The sequence below is a fragment of the Bacillus sp. L75 genome (genome assembly GCF_003676355.1).
In the GTDB taxonomy this organism is placed as follows: domain Bacteria; phylum Bacillota; class Bacilli; order Bacillales; family Bacillaceae; genus Bacillus; species Bacillus velezensis.
Map to the genome: position 1 here is coordinate 1 of NZ_ML064955.1, position 479 is coordinate 479.

Annotated in this window: 1 protein-coding gene; it reads right to left on the minus strand. The window is 55.5% G+C overall.

Translation table 11 applies throughout. The annotated features are described in order from the left end of the window. The coding region (locus D5S11_RS19725) for a condensation domain-containing protein (RefSeq protein ID WP_164833863.1) at nt 1-479 on the minus strand (479 nt) is incomplete at both ends.

A 479-nucleotide genomic window follows, 5' to 3' on the forward strand; every position in this document is an offset into this window, starting at 1 on the left:
AGCGTGTTGACGAACATGCCGAGAATCGGTTCAAGGTCTTTGTGCGGACGCCCGGCAATCGGCGAGCCGACGATGATGTCTTCCTGCCCGCTCAATCTCGCGAGTAACGTATTGTACGCGGCGAGAAGCACCATATACAAAGTGGAGCCGTGATCCCGGGCGATGCGGTGAAGGCCGGATGCCGTTTCAGCGTCAAGCGTGCACGATACGCTGCCGCCCGCAAAGCTTCTGACAGCCGGACGGGGCTTGTCAGCCGGAAGCTCAAGCACCGGAAGCTCTCCTTCAAGCCGCTTCAGCCAATAGGCTTCCTGCTTCTGGTACCCTTCTTTCTCCTGAAATGACCGCTGCCAGACGGCATAGTCTTTATATTGAAGGCGCATCGGCGCAAGCGAACGGCCTGCGTACAGCTCGCCGAATTCTTTAATCAAGGTGTTGACGGACACACCGTCAGAAATAATATGATGCATATCCGTTAATAA